Genomic DNA, 18,887 nt, shown 5'->3' on the forward strand with positions numbered 1-18,887 from the left:
TATCGGCCGGTCACGTTACTGTCAGTTTCGTGTTCGCTGCAGAACGTCGCCAGTTGATCCTCGAAATGGTGCGAGCCAATGGGGCCGTGTCGCTCCGCGAGCTCGCCCGCGTCGTCCAGACCTCGGAGGTGACCGTACGGAGGGACGTACGGGCACTCGAGGCAGAAGGACTCCTCGACCGCCGCCACGGCGGTGCGGTGTTGCCGGGCGGATTCACGCGAGAATCCGGCTTCCCGCAGAAATCCCATCTCGCCACCGCGGAGAAGACGGCCATCGCCGACGTCGCCGCGAGCCTCGTCGAAGAGGGCGAGGCCATCGTCGTCGGTGCCGGGACGACCACCCAGGAGCTGGCGCGCAGGCTCGCCCGCGTGCCCGGTCTGACCGTCGTCACCAACTCCCTGCTCGTCGCCCAGGCCCTCGCCCACGCCAACCGGGTCGAGGTCGTCATGACCGGCGGCACCCTGCGCGGCTCCAACTACGCCCTCGTGGGCAGCGGGGCCGAGCAGTCGCTCCAGGGGCTGCGGGTCTCCCGGGCCTTCCTCTCCGGGAGCGGGCTCACGGCCGAGCGCGGGCTCTCCACGTCCAACATGCTCTCCGCGAGCGTGGACCGGGCCCTGGTGCAGGCGGCGGCGGAGGTCGTGGTCCTCGCCGACCACACCAAGCTCGGCGCCGACACCATGTTCCAGACGGTGCCGACGGACGTCATCACCCGGCTGGTGACCGACGAGCCCCCGGCCCACGACGAGCGGGCCGCCTCCGAGCTCCAGGCCCTCGCCGACCAGGGCGTGCAGATCGCCGTCGCGGGTACGGGCCAGGGTCCCGCCGCCGGCGGTGAGCAGCACCCCCCGGGCGTCCGGCCCCGCCGTGACATGCCCCTCCCCGTTCAGCGCGGACGGATGGCGGCCGGTCAGTTCCGGGGACCCGGCGGGGGCATGGCGGCGGAGACGCTGGAGCGCACGGCCCGGGTCGCGGACATGCGCCGCCGCTGAGCAGTCACCTCACCGAGTTCCGCGTCGCGAGGGACCCTCCCCCAGGGGTCCCACGGCACCACCCGTTTCCTCAGTCCTTGAGTCCCCGCAGGGTCAGTGCGAGCAGGCGGTCCGCCAACTCCACGTCCTCCGGGCACTGTTCCGCCGCCAGCGCGATCGCGTTGGTGAGCTGCATCAGGTCGCCGATCGACACGTCGGCACGTACCTGCCCCGCCTCCTGGGCGCGCCCGAGCAGCGCCTCGCCCGCCTCCCGCAGTGGCACGCTGCACGGGGCGAGCGCCGAACTCCGGTCGTACGAGGCGGCCATCAGCGCGTGCGCGAGCCCCCGGTACTCGCCCGCGTGGGCGATCAGGGCCCGCAGCCACTCCACGAGCGCCCGGCAGGGCTCGGCCGCCCCCGCCAGCTCGTACGAGCGGTGCAGGAGCGTCGCCAGGGCCTCCTGGAAGACGGCGTTCAGCAGCTCGGCCCGGGTGGGGAAGTGGCGGTAGAGGGTGCCGATCCCGAGGCCCGCACGGCGGGCGACCTCCTCAAGGGGCGCGTCCGTGCCGTGTTCGGCGAAGGCGGCCCTGGCCTCCGTGAGCAGCCGCTCGTGGTTGCGCCGCGCGTCGGCTCGCATGACGGAGGTCCTCCCCTGGGGGTGTCTCGACGGAAGGGCCCGCAGGCTGCTGCCTGCGGGCCCTTCGTACCGTACGTGCCGCGACGGTCAGTCCTTGATGTCGCAGATGGTGGCGCCGGAGGTGACCGAGGCGCCGACCTCGGCGCTCAGGCCCTTGACGGTGCCGGAGCGGTGGGCGTTGAGGGGCTGCTCCATCTTCATGGCCTCCAGGACGACGATGAGGTCGCCCTCCTTGACCTCCTGGCCCTCCTCGACCGCGACCTTCACGATCGTGCCCTGCATCGGGGAGGCGAGGGTGTCGCCCGAGGCGGTCGGGCCGGACTTCTTCGCCGCCCGGCGCTTCGGCTTCGCACCCGCCGCGAGCCCGGTACGGGCCAGCGTCATGCCGAGCGAGGACGGCAGGGAGACCTCGAGACGCTTGCCGCCGACCTCGACGACGATCGTCTCGCGGCCCGACTCGTCCTCGTCCGCGTCGGCACCGGCCGGCGCGAACGGCTTGATCTCGTTGACGAACTCCGTCTCGATCCACCGGGTGTGGATCCGGAAGGGGTCCGCCGTGAAGTCGGGGTCGACGACGACGGCCTGGTGGAACGGGATGGCCGTGGCCATGCCCTCCACCTTGAACTCGCCCAGGGCGCGGGCGGCGCGCTGGAGCGCCTGCTCGCGGGTCGCGCCGGTGACGATCAGCTTGGCCAGGAGCGAGTCCCAGGCCGGGCCGATCACGGAGCCGGACTCGACGCCCGCGTCCAGCCGGACACCGGGGCCCGAGGGGGCGTCGAAGACGGTGACGGTGCCGGGGGCGGGCAGGAAGCCGCGGCCCGGGTCCTCGCCGTTGATGCGGAACTCGAAGGAGTGACCGCGGACCGCCGGGTCGCCGTAACCGAGCTCCTCGCCGTCGGCGATGCGGAACATCTCGCGGACCAGGTCGATGCCGGTGACCTCTTCGGTGACCGGGTGCTCGACCTGGAGGCGGGTGTTGACCTCCAGGAAGGAGATCGTGCCGTCGGTGCCGACGAGGAACTCGACCGTGCCGGCGCCGACGTAGCCGGCCTCCTTCAGGATCGCCTTCGACGCCGCGTACAGCTCGGCGTTCTGCTCGGCCGTCAGGAACGGCGCGGGCGCCTCCTCGACCAGCTTCTGGTGGCGGCGCTGGAGCGAGCAGTCACGGGTCGAGACGACGACCACGTTCCCGTGGGTGTCGGCCAGGCACTGGGTCTCGACGTGCCGGGGCTTGTCGAGGTAGCGCTCCACGAAGCACTCGCCGCGACCGAAGGCCGCGACGGCCTCGCGGACGGCGGAGTCGTACAGCTCGGGGACCTCTTCCAGGGTCCGCGCGACCTTCAGACCACGACCGCCGCCACCGAAGGCGGCCTTGATCGCGATCGGCAGGCCGTGCTCCTCCGCGAACGCCACGACCTCGTCCGCACCCGAGACGGGGTCGGGGGTGCCGGCGACCAGCGGGGCGCCCGCGCGCTGCGCGATGTGACGGGCCGCCACCTTGTCGCCCAGGTCGCGGATGGCCTGCGGCGGCGGGCCGATCCAGATCAGCCCCGCGTCCAGGACGGCCTGCGCGAACTCGGCGTTCTCGGAGAGGAAGCCGTATCCGGGGTGGACGGCGTCCGCACCGGAGTCCTTCGCGGCCTGCAACACCTTCGCCATGTCCAGATAACTGGTCGCGGGAGTGTCACCGCCCAGAGCGAACGCCTCGTCAGCCGCCCGGACGTGCAGAGCGTCCCGGTCCGGATCGGCGTACACGGCCACGCTGCCGATACCCGCGTCCCGGCACGCCCGGGCCACACGGACAGCGATTTCGCCACGGTTGGCGATGAGCACCTTGCGCACGATGGCTCCCTCCTTGAAACAAGCTGAGTTTAGGGACTGCCGACACGGCCTTTCGACCCGTCCCCAGTGGTGAGCTTGCCCACACGGAGCGTGACCCCGGGCCTGCTCGGGTCGTGAATTCCCTTGTCGCACCACGGTACGCAGGGTTCCTTTACGGCACAGTAGCTCCGAGGTGTGGCGCAGGTCTCTGTTCGTCCGGCCAGTCGCCATTCGGGTTTCTTTGTCGGGTCTCTACGAACGGGCCGTCGATTCTTTGCCGGGCGACCGGCCACACCCGCTCGTGTGCGAACTCTTGTCCGGAGGTTTACCGGCCAGTAGCCTTCGCGCTGTCGATCGTACTGTCGGTAACAGGCGAATCCAGGGGGTGGCCGAGGTGGCCCGCAGACCGATAGCCCTCGTGACGGCGGCGGTGCTCTTCCTCGAAGCGCCCGGCATCGTCGCGCTCAACGCCGTCATGGCGGGCTTCGTGGAGGCCCAGTCGATGTCCCTCGACGGGATGGACCCGGACGCCATGGTCGCCGGCACCTGGGGGCTCGGCATCGGTTCCGGTGTCGCGCTCGTCCTGTGCGGCCTCGTCGCCCTCGTCGCGGGCATCCGCGACCGCCGCCCGGGCCGCGCGGGCCGTGGCCTGCTCATCGGCTGCGCGATCGTGCACGGAATCCTCGGCGCGGTCGCCGTCGGCCTGATCGGCTGGGGCGCGTTCGCCTTCCTGATGACGGTGGTCGGACTCGTCGTCCTCACCCTGGTGGCGTACGGGAAGGCGTACGGAGACGGGGGCGGGGAGGGTGTCGGCGCCCCCGAGGAGGCGCCGGCCACCGCCTGACCACCCGGCCGCCGGCCGAGCCCTCAGGTCCAGAGGTCGGTGATCTCGACGTCCAGCTTCTTCAGCAGCGTGCGCAGCAGCGGCAGCGACAGACCGATCACATTGCCCGGGTCCCCGTCGATGCCGTCGATGAACGGCGCCGAGCGCCCGTCCAGGGTGAACGCGCCCGCCACGTGCAGCGGTTCGCCGCTCGCCACGTACGCGGCGATCTCCGCGTCCGTCGGCTCGCCGAACCGGACGACGGTGGAGGCCGTCGCCGACTCGTAGCGCTTCGCGGCCGTGTCGTACACGCAGTGACCGGTCTGGAGGATGCCGACCCGGCCGCGCATCGCCTTCCAGCGGGCGGTGGCCTCCTCGGCGTCGGCCGGCTTGCCGAGGGCCTGCTTGTCGAGCTCCAGGACCGAGTCGCAGCCGATGACGAGCGCGCCGAACACCTCGGGCCGGGCGGCCACATGGGCGGCCTTGGCCTCCGCGAGGGCGAGCGCGAGCTCGGCCGGGGTCGGGGCGTGGACCTTGTCCTCGTCGACGCCGCTCACGATCACCTCGGGGGCGAGTCCGGCCTGCCGGAGCAGCCCGAGCCGGGCGGGGGATGCGGAGGCGAGGACGACACGGCGCTGTTCAGCAGTCATGGGGTCAGCGTAGTCAGTGCCGTGCTCACTTCGCGCTGACCACGATCATCTCCACCACCATCGCCAGCGCGAGGACGACGCCCGCGCGGCGGAGCATCGCCTGCATCTCGCGCATGAACCTCGGCGGCTCGTTCTTCGGGTCGGACCACAGCATGCTCCGATCCTCCGGGTGGGGCGCGCGGGGCGCCTGAGTACGGATACTCAAGCGCCCCCGTACCGAAGGACTATTCGTGGCGCCCCCGCCCCCTAGGGGGCGTGGAACACCCCGGCGCGCGCGGCCGCGAGCGCCGCCTCCGCGGCCCGTTCGGCCACGTCCCCGGTGAGCTCCTCGTGGGTGACGGCGAAGCGGTAGTAGAGCGGCGCGGAGACGGCGCGGAGCAGTTCCACCGGGTCCGTGTCCGCGGGGATCTCGCCGCGCGCCGCGCCCCTGGCGACGACCGGGGCCCATTCGGCGAGTCGGGTCCGGTAGAAGCCGGCGAGCGCGCGGGCGCACTCCTCGTCGCAGGCCGCCGCGGCGATGACCGCGCGGAAGACGGCGCCCATCCGGGGGTCGGTCAGGGTGTCCCGTACGAGTTCGGCGTTGGCCCGCAGGTCGCCCGCGAGGCCGCCGGTGTCGGCGGCGGGCAGGGACTGTTCCGCCATGTCGTGCAGGAGGTCGGTGACGAGGCCGACGGGGGAGCCCCAGCGGCGGTAGACGGTGGTCTTGCCGACGCCCGCGCCGGCGGCGATCCGGTCCATGTTCAGGGCGTGGAAACCGGCGTCCGCGAGGGCGTCCCGGGTGGCGTCGAGGACGGCCTCGCGCACCTTCGCGGTGCGGCCGCCGGGACGCAGGGTGCCGGGCGTGGCCGGTCGGCTCTCAGTCAAACGGGTCTCCTGTTCCATTAAGGCCTTCGACTCTGCTACGGTACGGGACATCTTAACGGAACCACTCTCCCATTAAGGGGTCGTGCGTCATGGTCGCCCTGGATCTCCCCACGCCCACGGAACGCGCCGAAACCCGGATGACCGGCCGGATGCGGCTCGTCCTCGTCGTCCTCCTCCTCGCCCAGTTCATGCTCGCCGTCGACTTCTCGATCCTGAACGTCGCGCTCCCCGTCATCGGCCAGGGACTCGGCTTCAGCCTCGGAGGCCTCCAGTGGATCGCCACCGCCTTCGCCCTCGCCGCCGCCGGCTTCACCCTCCTCTTCGGGCGCGTCGCCGACCTCGTCGGCCGCCGCCGCCTCTTCCTCGGCGGCATGGCGCTCCTCGGCGTCTCCTCCCTCGTCGGCGGACTCGCCACCGGCCCCGAGATGCTCATGGCCGCCCGCGTCGCCCAGGGCCTCGCCACCGCCGCCGTCACCCCCGCCGGGCTCTCCCTGCTCACCGCCTCCTTCCCGGAGGGCCCGCTGCGCGCCAAGGCGCTCGGCCTCAACGGCGCCCTCATGTCCGCGGGCTTCACCACCGGCGCGATCCTCGGCGGCGTCCTCACCGACCTGCTCTCCTGGCGGTGGGCGTTCTTCGTCAACGTGCCGGTGGCCCTCGCCGTCCTCCTCGTCGCCCCCGCCGTCATCCGCGAGAGCCGCCCCGCCGTCCGCCCCCGCCTCGACGTCCCCGGCGCGGTCACCGTCACCGGCGGACTCCTCGCCCTCGTCTACGGCCTCACGGTCGCCGGCGAACACGGCTGGACCGACCCCACCGCGCTCACCGCCCTCGCCGCGGGCGCCGCCCTCCTCGTCGCCTTCGTCCTCGTCGAACGACGGGCCGCCTCACCGCTCGTCCCCGTCCACGTCCTGAAGCGCCGCACCGTCGTCTGGGGCAACCTCGCCGGGCTCGTCGCCTTCGTCACCGAGACCTCGCTGGTCTTCCTCATGACCCTGTACCTCCAGGACGTCCTGGGCTTCTCGCCGCTCGCCGCCGGGCTGTCCTTCGGCGTCCTCGGCGCCGGCACGGTCCTCGGCGGCGTCCTCGCCTCCCGCTTCATCGGCCGCTTCGGCGCCCGCTCCGCCCTCGTCGCCGGCGGACTCCTCCAGGCCGCCGCCACCCTCGCCCTGTACGGGCTCGGCGACGACCGCGGCAGCCTCGGACTGCTGCTCGCCGCGACCTTCGCCGGCGGCGTCGGCAACATGCTCGCGATCGTCGGCTTCATGGTCACCGCCACCTCGGGCATCCCCGACGGCGAGCAGGGCATGGCGACCGGGCTCGCGACCATGACCCAGCAGATCGGCATCACCATGGGCACGCCGATCATGAGCGCCGTCGTCGTCACCGCGCCCGTGCTCCTCGACGGCATCGGCCTCGCGGTCCTCGTCAATGCCGCGATCGTCGCCGTCGGAGCCGTACTCGTCGGCGTCTTCCTCCGCCGCACGTGAGGCATGGCGGCACACGAAAGGCCGGACCCCCCGCACACGGGGTCCGGCCTTTCGCCACGGGGCGACGACTGCTACACGGGCCAGTACGACCTGGCCCAGGCCCGCGGGCCCGGCCGGTGACGTACCGTCCGCGCGATCCGGGACGGATCCGACCAGCCCTCCGGTATCGCCGGGCCGCCGCCCTCGGCGGACGCCGCCGCCGTGGCCGCGGCCCGGGCCTGGACCACCGCCAGTGCGGCGGCCAGCTCCTCGGGCGTCGGGTTTCCTCGTACGACCTTGATCACAACGGCTCCTTCAGCGCTCGTACGCGGCCTACAGGGGGATGTTGCCGTGCTTCTTCGGGGGAAGGGACTCACGCTTCGTCCGCAGCTGGCGCAGCCCCTTCACGACCTGCGGGCGCGTGTCCGACGGCATGACCACGCCGTCGATGTAGCCGCGCTCGGCCGCCGTGTACGGGTTGAGCAGGGCGTCCTCGTACTCCTGCATGAGCCGCGCCCGCTCGGTTTCCTGGTCCTCGGCGGCTGCGATGGTGCGGCGGTGCAGGATGTTCACCGCGCCCTGCGCGCCCATGACCGCGATCTGCGCGGTCGGCCACGCCAGGTTCAGGTCGGCGCCCAGGTGCTTGGAGCCCATGACGTCGTACGCGCCGCCGAAGGCCTTCCGCGTGATGACCGTGATCAGCGGGACCGTGGCCTCCGCGTACGCGTAGATCAGCTTCGCGCCGCGCCGAATGATGCCGCCGTACTCCTGGTCCACACCCGGCAGGAAGCCGGGCACGTCGACGAACGTCAGCACCGGGATGTTGAAGGCGTCGCACGTCCGGACGAACCGCGCGGCCTTCTCCGAGGCGTTGATGTCGAGGCAGCCGGCGAACTGCATCGGCTGGTTGGCGACGACACCGACGGGGAAGCCCTCGACGCGGCCGAAGCCGGTCAGGATGTTCGGCGCGAACAGCGCCTGCGTCTCCAGGAACTCGCCGTCGTCGAGGACGTGCTCGATGACCTTGTGCATGTCGTACGGCTGGTTGGCCGAGTCCGGGATCAGCGTGTCGAGCTCGCGGTCCTCGTCCGTCACCTCCGTGTCGGCGACCTCGGGGAAGGCCGGTGCCTCCGAGAGGTTGTTCGACGGCAGGTAGGACAGCAGGGACTTCACGTACTCGATGGCGTCCTTCTCGTCCCCCGCCATGTGGTGGGCCACGCCCGAGGTCGCGTTGTGCGTCCGGGCACCGCCCAGCTCCTCGAAGCCCACGTCCTCGCCCGTCACCGTCTTGATGACGTCGGGGCCCGTGATGAACATGTGCGAGGTCTGGTCCACCATCACCGTGAAGTCGGTGATCGCGGGGGAGTACACCGCGCCGCCCGCGCACGGGCCGACGACCAGGGAGATCTGCGGGATCACCCCGGACGCGTGGGTGTTGCGGCGGAAGATCTCGCCGTACATGCCGAGCGCGCTCACACCCTCCTGGATGCGGGCGCCACCGGAGTCGTTGATGCCGATGACCGGGCAGCCCGTCTTCAGCGCGAAGTCCATCACCTTGATGATCTTCTGGCCGTACGTCTCGCCGAGCGCACCGCCGAAGACGGTGAAGTCCTGCGAGAACACGGCCACCGGGCGCCCGTCGACCGTGCCGAAGCCGGTGACGACACCGTCTCCGTACGGACGGTTCTTCTCCAGACCGAAGTTGGTCGACCGGTGCCGGGCCAGCTCGTCCAGCTCGACGAACGACCCTTCGTCGAGGAGCAGGGCGATCCGTTCGCGCGCGGTCAGCTTGCCCTTCGCGTGCTGCTTCTCCACCGCGCGCTCCGAGCCGGCGTGCGTGGCCTCGTCGATACGGCGCTTGAGGTCCGCGATCTTGCCTGCGGTCGTGTGAATGTCGATCTCGTGCTGCTCTGCCGGCTCGGACATCGGGATACGGCTCCCTGCCTGGTCACGGGGGGTTCGTTGACTACGAATGGGCTACTGCTGAGCTACTGACCCGTAGCGTATCGACGCCGATACGGTTCGGCACTGCGGTGTTTGCCACACCTAGTCTGGCTTGCATGACGACCTCTCACGGTTCAGGACGGCCCTGGTCCGACCTCGACCGACCCCCGCTGAACGCCCCCGCCCTGCGTCGCGCGCTCGTGCAGCCCGGCGGTCTGTGGACCTCGCTCGACGTGGTCACCACCACCGGCTCCACCAACAGCGACCTCGCCGCCCGCGCCGACGAGCTGCCCGAGGGCGCGGTGCTCGTCGCCGAGGAGCAGACCTCGGGGCGCGGGCGCCTCGACCGCAGCTGGACGGCGCCCGCCCGGTCCGGGCTCTTCCTCTCCGTGCTCCTCAAGCCGGACGTGCCGGTGCACCGGTGGGGCTGGCTCCCGCTGCTCACCGGGGTGGCCGCCGCGACGGGCCTCGCGAAGTCCGCCGGGACCGACATGTCCCTCAAGTGGCCGAACGACCTGCTGGTTTCCGTCGGAGGCGAGGAGCGCAAGGCCGGCGGCATCCTCGCCGAGCGCGCCGGCGAGGACGCCATCGTCGTCGGCCTCGGCATCAACGTCACGCTCCGTGAAGAGGAGCTGCCCGTCCCGGGGGCCGGCTCCCTCCTCCTCGCCGACGCCGTCTCCACCGACCGCGACACCCTCCTGCGGGCCGTCCTGCGCTCCCTCGCCCAGTGGTACGGGGACTGGGTGCGGGCCGACGGCGACCCCCAGGTCTCGGGCCTCCAGGCGGCCTACGCGGCCGGCTGCGCGACCCTCGGCCGCCGCGTGCGGGCCGACCTGCCCGGCGAGCGGATGCTGGAGGGCGAGGCGGTCGCCCTGGACGGCGACGGGCGCCTCGTCGTCGCCACGGAAGGCGGCGGCACGGAGGCCGTCGGCGCGGGCGACATCGTCCACCTGCGGACACCCGCCTGACGGCGCGGGAAGGGCGGCGACGGGCCGGACATCGGTTCACGGGACGGAATGGCTCGCCGTTCAGGCGTGAGCCATTCCACACCTGCCGTATCGTGGAGCGCGATCCAGGCGACAGATCGGCAGGACAAGTGGGCAGGGAACGGGCAGGAGGCGGCCGGTGACCGTCGACGACGCGAACGCGGGCGGCGAATCCGAGCCACCCGCGTACCCCGCACCCGAACCGCCCACGTACCCCACGCCCCATCACGAGGTCGACCACACGGCCGAGCCGAGCGACGACCCCCTCGCGATCCGGCTGGAACAGCTGATCCTCGGCGCCGACCGCCGCTACACCCCGTTCCAGGCCGCCCGCACCGCCGGTGTCTCCATGGAGCTCGCCTCCCGCTTCTGGCGCGCGATGGGCTTCGCCGACATCGGCCAGGCCAAGGCGCTCACCGAGGCCGACGTCCTCGCGCTGCGTCGCCTCGCCGGTCTCGTCGAGGCCGGGCTGCTCAGCGAGCCCATGGCCGTACAGGTCGCCCGTTCCACCGGACAGACCACCGCCCGGCTCGCCGAGTGGCAGATCGACTCCTTCCTGGAGGGCCTCACCGAGCCCCCCGAGCCCGGTATGACCCGCACCGAGGTGACGTATCCCCTCGTCGAGCTGCTCCTGCCCGAGCTGGAGGAGTTCCTGATCTACGTGTGGCGGAGGCAGCTCGCCGCCGCCACCGGCCGGGTCGTGCAGGCCGCCGACGACGAGGAGATGGTCGACCGGCGGCTCGCGGTCGGCTTCGCGGACCTCGTCGGCTTCACCCGGCTCACCCGCCGCCTGGAGGAGGAGGAGCTCGGCGAACTCGTCGAGGCCTTCGAGACCACCTGCGCCGACCTCGTCGCCGCACACGGCGGCCGGCTCATCAAGACCCTCGGCGACGAGGTGCTCTACTGCGCCGACGACCCCGGCACGGCCGCCGAGATCGCGCTCCGGCTCATCGAGACCCTCGGCCACGACGAGACCATGCCCGCCCTGCGCGTCGGCATCGCCTTCGGCACGGTGACGACCCGCATGGGCGACGTCTTCGGCACGACCGTGAACCTCGCCAGCCGCCTCACCTCGATAGCTCCCAAGGACGCCGTGCTCGTCGACGGCGCGCTCGCGGCGGAGCTGTCCAGGACCGGGGACGCGCCCGTCTCGGAGACGGAGGCGGCCGAGGAGGCGGCCCTCGCGGAGAAGGAGGGCCGGAAGCCCGCCACGTACCGCTTCGCGCTCCAGCCGATGTGGCAGCGGCCGGTGCGCGGCCTCGGCGTCGTGGAGCCCTGGCTCCTGACCCGCCGCCCCACCTAGGATCTCGGGTGAACGCCCGTTAACCGTCGTTAACGGGCCCGGGTCCGTCGGGAGGGTGTGCGGCACATGTCCGAGCAGCGTTTTGGTGAGTTCGTGGTGGTCCGGAAGGACGGGAGCGGGCATGTCGCCGAGCTCGTCCTCGACCGGCCCAAGGCGATGAACGCGGTCTCCTCCGAGATGGCCCGCTCCCTCGGCGCGGCCTGCGCGGCGCTCGCCGCCGACGCCTCCGTCCGCGTCACCGTCCTCACCTCCTCGAACGACCGGGCCTTCTGCGTCGGCGCCGACCTCAAGGAGCGCAACTCCTTCACCGACGCCGAGCTCGTCCGTCAGCGCCCGACCGCCCGCGCCGCCTACACCGGCGTCCTCGAACTGCCGATGCCGACCGTCGCCGCCGTGCACGGTTTCGCCCTCGGCGGCGGCTTCGAGCTGGCGCTCGCCTGCGACGTGATCGTGGCCGACGCGACCGCCGTCGTCGGCCTCCCCGAGGTCTCCGTGGGCGTCATCCCCGGCGGCGGCGGTACGCAGCTGCTCCCGCGCCGGGTGGGCGCCGCGCGCGCCGCCGAGCTGGTCTTCACGGCCCGCCGCGTGGAGGCGGCGGAGGCCCGTGAGCTGGGGCTCGTCGACCTCCTGGGGGAGGACGCGCGGACGGCCGCCCTGGAGCTGGCCGGGCGGATCGCGGCCAACTCGCCGGTGGGGCTGCGCGCCGCCAAGAAGGCCATGCGGCTCGGTCAGGGCCTGGACCTGCGGGCGGGCCTGGAGGTCGAGGACGCGGCGTGGCGTTCGGTGGCGTTCTCGGGGGACCGGGCGGAGGGCGTGGCGGCCTTCAACGAGAAGCGGAAGCCGGAGTGGCCGGGGGAGTGAGCGAGCGGACCGCGGGGAGTCGGTCGTCCGGATTTTCACTTCATGTCACTTTCCGTGACGTCTCGCGAGGGAAAACGGACTAATACTCCCTAAGCTGGAGGAATGGGTGAGGATGTGCGGCTGCGGGCCGTAGTGGCGCTGGCGCAGGGGATGGCGGCGGCGCACACTCCACGCGAGTTCTGGCGGGCGGCGGCGCTCGGGTCCTGCGACGGGCTCGACGGGACCTTCGCGGCCCTCTCCGTCTGGGAGCGGGACCTCGGCCGGCTGAAGGTCCTGGTCAACGCCGGGGAGCGGGCCGTGGGCGAGGAGGAGTTCCCGGACTCGGAGACGTATCCGGTGCACCAGTTCCCCGAGATCACCGAGTTCCTGCACGAGCAATGGGCGGGCGGCGGCGAGCCGGACGCCTGGGTGGAGACCGCCGGCGACCGGGTCCCGACCGGCCGCGTGACGGGTCTGCGCAAGCGCGGACGGGGCTGCTGCGTGGTCGCCCCGATCGTGCTGCACGGGCGGGCCTGGGGCGAGCTGTACGTCGCCCGCCCGCCCGAGGCGAAACCTTTCACCCGCGAGGACGCCGACTTCGCGACCGTCCTCGCGGCGGTCGTCGCGGCCGGCATCGCCCAGGCCGAACGCCTGGAGGAGGTCCGCAAGCTGGCCTTCACCGATCCGCTCACCGGGCTCGCCAACCGCCGGGCCGTCGACACCCGCCTGGACGAGGCCATCGAGCGCTACCGGGTCGACGGCTCCGTCGTGAGCCTGCTGGTCTGCGACCTCAACGGCCTCAAGCGGGTCAACGACACCCACGGCCACGCCGTCGGCGACCGGCTTCTCGAACGCTTCGGCTCCGTGCTCTCCCGCTGCGGGGCCCGGCTCCCCGGGGCACTCGCGGCCCGCCTCGGCGGCGACGAGTTCTGCCTCCTCACGGTCGGCCCGACGGCGGACGAGGTGGTCGCCGTCGCCGAGGAGCTCTGCGTACGGGCGGCGGAGCTGGAACTCGGCGAGGGCGTGGCCTGCGGGGTGGCGTCCACGGGCGACCCCATCGGGCCGCTCAGGTCGGCGCGCCGCCTCTTCCGGCTCGCGGACGCCGCCCAGTACCAGGCGAAGGCCGCGCGCTCGGCGAAGCCGGTCGTGGCGGGCCGGGACGGCACGGTCATCCGCCTCGCCGACGCCCCGCCCGGCGCCCGCGACCGCCGCCGCTTCCGGGACGCGCCACCGGTGGAGCAGCCGCTGCCGGAGAGCTCGCCGCTGCCGGATCCAGCGCCGGGTTCGGTGCCGGATCCAGCGCCGGGTTCGGTGCCGGATCCCGTGCCTGGTTCGGTGTCCGAGCCGCAGTCGGATGAGCTGTCGGATGCGCTGCCGGAGAGCCCGCCGCAGGAGCCCTGACCGGTACGCCCCGGCGGGCGGTAGCCTCGGCCGGGTGATCGACGACGTCGCCCGCTGGCACGGGTTCGCCGCGCTCCTGCCGCCCGCCGAGGCGCGGGAGTTCAGGGACTGCTGGGACATCGGCGAGCAGGAGGCCGGGCTCGGCCTGCTGGTCGCGGCCCTCCTGGAGCACCGGGTGCCGATCGGCGGCACCACGCGGGCCGAGATCGCCGTGACGGCCGAGGAGTGGGGCGTACGGGAGGCGGTCGAGCCCGGCCTCGGGCGACTCCCGTACGCCGAGGGTGGCCGCCGGGGCGACGACGCGCTGAGGCTCGTGGACCCCGCCGACGGTCTCCCGCTGCCCGGTCCTGCCGGTTCCGCCGGTTCTGCCGGTCCTTCCGGTCCCTCCGACGGGGCCGGCGCGCTTCTCGTCGTCCCCTGGATCGTCTGCACCCGGTGCGGCCGGACGCTCGCCCGCGCGCATGAGCGCGAGCCGTGGGGCGACCTCTCCTACCTCGCCCGGCACTACGCCCTGTTCGCCCCGGGCCGGAGCGCCCCGGAGCGGTCGTTCGCCGACGGAGCGGCCTGGGAGGCCCTCACGGCACTGCGCGTGTCCTGCGGCGGCGGCGGTGGCGGCGGCCGGTAGGTCCCCCGTCCGCTCAGTCGCCGAGCAGCCGCCACGCGGTGAGGGCGAGCCTGGCCCGGGTCAGGCCCGTGGGGCCGGTGACGTCGATGCCCAGGGTCTTCGAGATCTGTTCGAGCCGGCGGGCGATGCTGCTGTGGTGCAGGTGGAGGAGGTCGGCGGCCCTGCGCAGGGAGCCGGTGGCGCAGTAGGTGTCCAGGGTCTCCAGATCCTCCGGGCTGCCGGCGAGCCGGGCGACGGCGGCCACGTCGGCGTTGTCCCGCGCGATACCCGGGGGGACCTCGGCCAGGAGGGCCAGCGCGCCCAGGTCCGGGTAGCGGACGACGGGTTCGCGTGCGGTGGTGAAGCGGAGGGCGGTGCGGGCCTGCCGCCAGGACCGGTCGGGGCTTCCCGCGTCGCCGATGCCCGCGCGGACGTCCGCCGGAAGCCGGGACGGGTCGAGGGCCGTGGCCAGGATGACGCCCACGTCGGCGAGCGGTGCCGCCTTCACCGGGCGGGCCGGGCAGAGCAGGCCGCCGAGCCGGTCGAGCGGGAGCCGCGTGCGGACGGCGACGACGTGGACCGGCACGTCGGCGGCGAACCCCAGGAGCCGTAACGCCCGGGCTCTGGCCGCCTCGTCCGTGTCGGAGCCGATGACCAGTTCGACGAGTGCGGGATCGGCCATGGTGGTGCGCGCCGGGCCGTGGCGCTCGACGACCCCGGCGGCGGCGATGGCCAGCCGGTCGAGGAGCACGTCGTCGAGCGGGTTCGGGGGACCGTGGCGTTCCAGCCACACCGTGCCGATCTCCTCCTCGTCGAGGGTGATCGGCGTCGTGGAGGACGCGGGCTCCGGCGGGCCGGCCGGCGGCCTGCCATCGGGCGCGAGACGGATCACCTGGCCCGTGCCGTGGAGCCGGATCCCGGCCGCGCACTCGGCCAGGCCCGCGGAGGCCCGGGCGAGCGCCGCCAGATCCACGCGCCGGCGCATCAGCGTGTCGTAGAACGCGATGATGCGGATCGCGCCGCCGACGTGCGGATCCAGTCCCGACAGCCGTACGGCCAATGCCTCCATGCCGGAAGGATAGGCGGGGGTGGCAGGGGAAGTGCCCGCCGATCGGCGCGACTTCTGGGCGGGATGCGCGACGGACGTCGGATGACCTCCCCGGGGGGCGCCGCCCAGGATGGTCGTCATGGATCCCGAACTCGAACCGTTCCTCCCGTTCCTCCCGGTCATGGACATGAGCGACCCGGTCGCGGGGCGCGCGGACTTCGCCGCCCGCGCCGCCGCCGCGCCCGCCCCGGACACCTCGCGCATGGACGTCGAGGACCACACGGTGCCCGCCGAACCGGACGTGCCGGTACGGGTCTACCGCCCGCACCGGGCGCAGGGCGCCGTCGTCTGGCTGCACGGCGGCGGCGGGGTCTTCGGCGACCTCGACACAGAGCATCCGTGGGCCGCCCGGGTCGCCGACCTCTCCGGGGCGGTGGTCATCTCGGTGGGGTACCGCCTGGCGCCCGAGGACCCGTTCCCGGCGGCCCTGGACGACGCCTACGCCGTACTCGCCTGGGCGGCCGGGCACGCGGACGAACTCGGCACCGACCCGGCGCGGATCGCGGTCGGCGGTCACAGCGCCGGGGCGAACCTCGCGGCCGCGCTGGCCCTGCGGGCGCGGGACGAGCGGGGGCCCGCGATCCGGTTCCAACTGCTCAACCAGCCGAGCCTCGACGACCGTCAGGAGACGTGGTCGTCGGTGCACTTCACCGACACGCCCTGGATCAACAGCGCCACGGTCGCCGCGTCGTGGCGGCACTACCTGGGGGGCCGGCCGGCCGGCCCGTACGCCGCGCCCGCCCGCGCCGACGATCTGTCCGGCCTGCCGCCGGCGTACATCGCCACCGCGGAGTTCTGTCCGAACCGCGACGAGGGCATCGCCCACGCGCTGCGTCTGATGCGAGCCCGTGTGCCGGTCGAACTCCACCAGTGGCCCGGCACCTTCCACGGATCGCAGGCGATCCTCTCCGCCGAGGTCTCGCAGCGGCAGATCGCCGAACTCGGGGCGGCCCTGCGCCGCGGGCTGGCCGAGTGAGCCGTGGGCGTCGACACCACTCATCGATGGACAGTGAAAGGACACATGTCATGAAGCTCCGAACGGTGTTGTGCGGGACCGTGGCCGCGCTGGTCGCTTGTACGGGCACGGTGGCGGCGGTTCCCGCCCCCGGTCCCGCCCCCGCCCCCGGCCTCGATCGTGTGGCGCTGAAGTCCGCCCTCAACGACGTCCACCGCGCCGGCGTCCCCGGGGTGTTCGCCGAGGTGCGCGACAACGGCCGGACCTGGCGCGGCGCTTCGGGCGTCGCCGACGTCAGGACCGGCCGCCCCGTCACGGCGGACATGCGGCAGCGCGTCGGCAGCATCACCAAGACCTTCACCGCCGCCGCCGTCATGCAGCAGGTCGAGCAGGGCCGGATCCGGCTCGACGCGCCGATCGGCAGCTATCTCCCACGGCTGGTGCCGGGGGAGCGCGGCATGCGGATCACGGTCCGGATGCTGCTCGACAACACCAGCGGCATCCCCGACTACCTCCCCTACGCGTTCCCCTCGCTCGCGGGGTTCCCTTCCCTCCCGGACGTCTCGACCGAGAGCCTCGACGACAACCGGTTCAGGAAGTTCCGCCCGGAGGAGCTGATCGAAATGGGGCTCGCGGCACCGCCCGCCGGTGAGCCCGGGGCCCTCCCGGGGGTGTACTCGAACACCAACTGGCTGCTCCTCGGCCGGCTCCTGGAGGAGGTGACCGGCACCCCGGCGGAGGAGTACATCACCCGGAACGTCATCGAGCGCGCCGGCCTCCGGCACACCGGCTTCCCGTCCGGCACGCGCATCAAGGGACCGCACTCGCGGATGTACGAGGCCTTCTACGGCCTGATCGACCCGCCGCGCGACTACAGCGTCTACGACATGTCGTGGACGGGCACGGGGGCCGCGCTCGTCTCGACCACGGAGGATCTCAACCGCTTCTACGCCGAGCTGCTGGGCGGCAGGATCGTCAGCCGGTCGTCGCTGGCGCAGATGCAGCGCACGGTCCCGGTCCGCGCCCTGGACGGATCGATGATCGAGTACGGGCTCGGCCTGCACAAGGTCACCAAGGACTGCGGCACGTTCTGGGGCCACGACGGCTCGGTCTGGGGCGCCGGGACGATCTCCCTGATCCGGGCCGACGGCAAGCGTCAGATGTCCGTCGCGGTCAACCTCCAGAGGTGGAACGAGCCGGACTCCTCCGGGGTCCCGCAGCCCCACCCCATCGACGGCGCACTGTCGACGCTGTACGGGCAGGCGCTGTGCGGGGGTGAGGCCGCGGGGCTCGCCCCGTAGTCCCGCACCCCGACGGTGAGCGGGTCCAGTGCGCCCAGGTCGCTGCCACACAGGTCCGCGCCGGCCGGCTTGGCGCTGTGGAGCATTGCTCCCGACAGGGAGACGCCGGTGAGGGGGGCCTGCCCCCGCCGGAGGGCCCGCCTCAGGAGCCCTGAGACGCGGCGCCTTGCCGGGCACCCGCGCACTCCGGGCACAGGGTCTGACCCTCGATGACGGGCCGGAACAGCATGGGCTGGGTGTGTCTGCCCGCGCACTCCTGCGCGCCTTCGAGCCGTGGGGAGAGGCGGGGCGGTCCGGCCGGCGGGGTCGCGCGCAGGGGCGGTACGTGGCGCAGTAGGTATCTCACCAGGCCGCCGGGCCGGTGTACGGGCGTCCCGGCGCCGGGCAGGCCGCGCAGGACGTGTTCGTGGACGTCGGTGGAGGTGTGCCCGGCGGCGAGCCAGCGGGCGGTGAGCCGTGTGAGCTCGTCGCGCATGCCGGGCGGGATGTGCCGGAGGACGGGGGAGAGGAGGGGGAGGGAGCCGACGAGGGCGCGGGCTTCGTCGAGTTGGGCGTCATCGGACTCATCGACGGGCTCCGGCTCCGGCTCGGGTTCGGGCTCCGGCGCGGGTTCGGGCTCGGGGGGAAGGATGGAGGTGTCTTCCCAAGGATCTTTCTCTGGATGACCGTCGGCCGGCGGACTCACCGGATGCCCGACGGCCGGGACCACGGCACCCGGAGCCACCTGCGGAAACACCCGCTCGATCCCGGCGCGGAAGGGGAGGCTGCCGAAGATCTTGGCGGCCTCTTCGGCCCGCAGGGGTTCGCTGGAGACGAGCTGCTGGGTGGCCCAGAGGCCCCCTTCCCCCTGCACGCGCCGCTCGTGGACGTAGCCCTCGTCCTTGAGCTGCCGCTTCGCCTGGTTGAACGAACAGGCCCCGATCCGGGCGTGCTTGGCGGTCTCGGAGAGGGTCTGGTGGGAGTGCGGGGGGAGGGAAAGCTGCCAGTTGAGAATGCGCGTCGCGTCGGAATTGAGGCGCGGATGGCGGATGATCGCGTTGGTGAGCTGGGTGAAGTCGCGCGAGGGCGCGATAAAGTTGCGGTAGATCACGGTGGAGTGCTTTCCACTAGTGGTTCAGGCCCTCGTCGATGGTTCCAGCCGTCGACGGGGGCCGTTTTGTTGCGAACGTACCGCACGGCATATGCCCGCAACGACACGCAGAGTGAAGACCGCCCGTAC

General features: G+C 72.8%; 18 protein-coding genes and 1 pseudogene. 10 read left to right on the forward strand and 9 right to left on the reverse strand.

Annotated features, from left to right (window positions below; translation table 11 throughout):
* Nucleotides 1-29 precede the first annotated feature (29 nt).
* Nucleotides 30-989 carry a DeoR/GlpR family DNA-binding transcription regulator gene (locus ACFWWU_RS10650; RefSeq protein WP_384142049.1) on the forward strand — a complete coding sequence of 320 codons (960 nt, stop codon included), beginning with the start codon at nucleotides 30-32 and terminating at the stop codon, nucleotides 987-989.
* A 70-nt stretch (nucleotides 990-1,059) separates the two neighbouring features.
* Here ACFWWU_RS10650 and ACFWWU_RS10655 read toward each other — a convergent pair whose 3' ends face one another.
* Both ACFWWU_RS10655 and ACFWWU_RS10660 read right to left on the reverse strand, forming a co-directional pair.
* Entirely contained in the window at nucleotides 1,060-1,605 is a 546-nt protein-coding gene (locus ACFWWU_RS10655) for a TetR/AcrR family transcriptional regulator (RefSeq protein ID WP_384142052.1), read from the reverse strand.
* 87 nt (nucleotides 1,606-1,692) lie between these two features.
* Nucleotides 1,693-3,447, reverse strand: coding sequence for an acetyl/propionyl/methylcrotonyl-CoA carboxylase subunit alpha (locus ACFWWU_RS10660; RefSeq protein ID WP_384142055.1), 1,755 nt, complete (start codon nucleotides 3,445-3,447; stop codon nucleotides 1,693-1,695).
* Nucleotides 3,448-3,820: 373 nt separating this feature from the next.
* Between ACFWWU_RS10660 and ACFWWU_RS10665 the strand changes: the two genes are divergently transcribed.
* The gene (locus tag ACFWWU_RS10665) at nucleotides 3,821-4,270 is read left to right on the forward strand and encodes a hypothetical protein (RefSeq protein ID WP_384142058.1); all 450 of its coding nucleotides are present in this window, start codon (nucleotides 3,821-3,823) and stop codon (nucleotides 4,268-4,270) included.
* A gap of 23 nt (nucleotides 4,271-4,293) precedes the next feature.
* Here ACFWWU_RS10665 and ACFWWU_RS10670 read toward each other — a convergent pair whose 3' ends face one another.
* From ACFWWU_RS10670 to ACFWWU_RS10680, 3 genes are all read right to left on the reverse strand, one after another.
* Nucleotides 4,294-4,899, reverse strand: a complete 606-nt coding sequence (locus ACFWWU_RS10670; protein ID WP_384142061.1) for a nucleoside triphosphate pyrophosphatase — start codon at nucleotides 4,897-4,899, stop codon at nucleotides 4,294-4,296.
* 25 nt (nucleotides 4,900-4,924) lie between these two features.
* Entirely contained in the window at nucleotides 4,925-5,053 is a 129-nt protein-coding gene (gene mmpB / locus ACFWWU_RS10675; protein ID WP_384142064.1) for a morphogenic membrane protein MmpB, read from the reverse strand.
* Between the two features lie 92 nt (nucleotides 5,054-5,145).
* Nucleotides 5,146-5,814 carry a TetR/AcrR family transcriptional regulator gene (locus ACFWWU_RS10680; RefSeq protein ID WP_384142067.1) on the reverse strand — a complete coding sequence of 223 codons (669 nt, stop codon included), beginning with the start codon at nucleotides 5,812-5,814 and terminating at the stop codon, nucleotides 5,146-5,148.
* 38 nt (nucleotides 5,815-5,852) lie between these two features.
* Between ACFWWU_RS10680 and ACFWWU_RS10685 the strand changes: the two genes are divergently transcribed.
* Nucleotides 5,853-7,247: an MFS transporter gene (locus tag ACFWWU_RS10685; protein ID WP_384142070.1), complete on the forward strand. Its 1,395-nt coding sequence runs from the start codon at nucleotides 5,853-5,855 to the stop codon at nucleotides 7,245-7,247.
* A 71-nt stretch (nucleotides 7,248-7,318) separates the two neighbouring features.
* On the opposite strand, the gene ACFWWU_RS10690 is transcribed toward ACFWWU_RS10685, so the two are convergent.
* Both ACFWWU_RS10690 and ACFWWU_RS10695 read right to left on the reverse strand, forming a co-directional pair.
* Nucleotides 7,319-7,531, reverse strand: a complete 213-nt coding sequence (locus ACFWWU_RS10690; protein ID WP_384142072.1) for an acyl-CoA carboxylase subunit epsilon — start codon at nucleotides 7,529-7,531, stop codon at nucleotides 7,319-7,321.
* Nucleotides 7,532-7,559: 28 nt separating this feature from the next.
* Complete coding sequence (locus ACFWWU_RS10695; RefSeq protein WP_384142076.1) at nucleotides 7,560-9,152, reverse strand: acyl-CoA carboxylase subunit beta; 1,593 nt, start codon at nucleotides 9,150-9,152, stop codon at nucleotides 7,560-7,562.
* Between the two features lie 134 nt (nucleotides 9,153-9,286).
* On the opposite strand from ACFWWU_RS10695, the gene ACFWWU_RS10700 reads away from it, so the two are divergent.
* The 5 genes and pseudogenes from ACFWWU_RS10700 (at nucleotide 9,287) to ACFWWU_RS10720 (ending at nucleotide 14,325) form a co-directional block, all read left to right on the forward strand.
* Entirely contained in the window at nucleotides 9,287-10,138 is an 852-nt protein-coding gene (locus tag ACFWWU_RS10700) for a biotin--[acetyl-CoA-carboxylase] ligase (protein WP_384142078.1), read from the forward strand.
* Nucleotides 10,139-10,295: 157 nt separating this feature from the next.
* Nucleotides 10,296-11,459, forward strand: coding sequence for an adenylate/guanylate cyclase domain-containing protein (locus tag ACFWWU_RS10705; protein WP_384142081.1), 1,164 nt, complete (start codon nucleotides 10,296-10,298; stop codon nucleotides 11,457-11,459).
* 66 nt (nucleotides 11,460-11,525) lie between these two features.
* Nucleotides 11,526-12,320 (forward strand): enoyl-CoA hydratase/isomerase family protein, encoded by a 795-nt coding sequence (locus ACFWWU_RS10710; protein WP_384142084.1) that lies wholly within the window; start codon nucleotides 11,526-11,528, stop codon nucleotides 12,318-12,320.
* A 102-nt stretch (nucleotides 12,321-12,422) separates the two neighbouring features.
* A pseudogene (locus tag ACFWWU_RS10715) lies at nucleotides 12,423-13,532 on the forward strand (diguanylate cyclase domain-containing protein); the annotation flags it as partial.
* Between the two features lie 202 nt (nucleotides 13,533-13,734).
* Nucleotides 13,735-14,325: a hypothetical protein gene (locus tag ACFWWU_RS10720; RefSeq protein WP_384142087.1), complete on the forward strand. Its 591-nt coding sequence runs from the start codon at nucleotides 13,735-13,737 to the stop codon at nucleotides 14,323-14,325.
* A 13-nt stretch (nucleotides 14,326-14,338) separates the two neighbouring features.
* On the opposite strand, the gene ACFWWU_RS10725 is transcribed toward ACFWWU_RS10720, so the two are convergent.
* Nucleotides 14,339-15,373 carry a PucR family transcriptional regulator gene (locus ACFWWU_RS10725; RefSeq protein WP_384142090.1) on the reverse strand — a complete coding sequence of 345 codons (1,035 nt, stop codon included), beginning with the start codon at nucleotides 15,371-15,373 and terminating at the stop codon, nucleotides 14,339-14,341.
* A 118-nt stretch (nucleotides 15,374-15,491) separates the two neighbouring features.
* On the opposite strand from ACFWWU_RS10725, the gene ACFWWU_RS10730 reads away from it, so the two are divergent.
* Together ACFWWU_RS10730 and ACFWWU_RS10735 are read left to right on the forward strand one after the other, a co-directional pair.
* The gene (locus ACFWWU_RS10730) at nucleotides 15,492-16,388 is read left to right on the forward strand and encodes an alpha/beta hydrolase (RefSeq protein ID WP_384142093.1); all 897 of its coding nucleotides are present in this window, start codon (nucleotides 15,492-15,494) and stop codon (nucleotides 16,386-16,388) included.
* A 50-nt stretch (nucleotides 16,389-16,438) separates the two neighbouring features.
* The gene (locus ACFWWU_RS10735; protein ID WP_384142096.1) at nucleotides 16,439-17,668 is read left to right on the forward strand and encodes a serine hydrolase domain-containing protein; all 1,230 of its coding nucleotides are present in this window, start codon (nucleotides 16,439-16,441) and stop codon (nucleotides 17,666-17,668) included.
* A gap of 142 nt (nucleotides 17,669-17,810) precedes the next feature.
* On the opposite strand, the gene ACFWWU_RS10740 is transcribed toward ACFWWU_RS10735, so the two are convergent.
* Nucleotides 17,811-18,758 (reverse strand): hypothetical protein, encoded by a 948-nt coding sequence (locus ACFWWU_RS10740; protein WP_384142099.1) that lies wholly within the window; start codon nucleotides 18,756-18,758, stop codon nucleotides 17,811-17,813.
* Between the last annotated feature and the right edge of the window lie 129 nt (nucleotides 18,759-18,887).

The sequence above is a fragment of the Streptomyces sp. NPDC058650 genome, assembly GCF_042717315.1.
Lineage (GTDB): Bacteria > Actinomycetota > Actinomycetes > Streptomycetales > Streptomycetaceae > Streptomyces.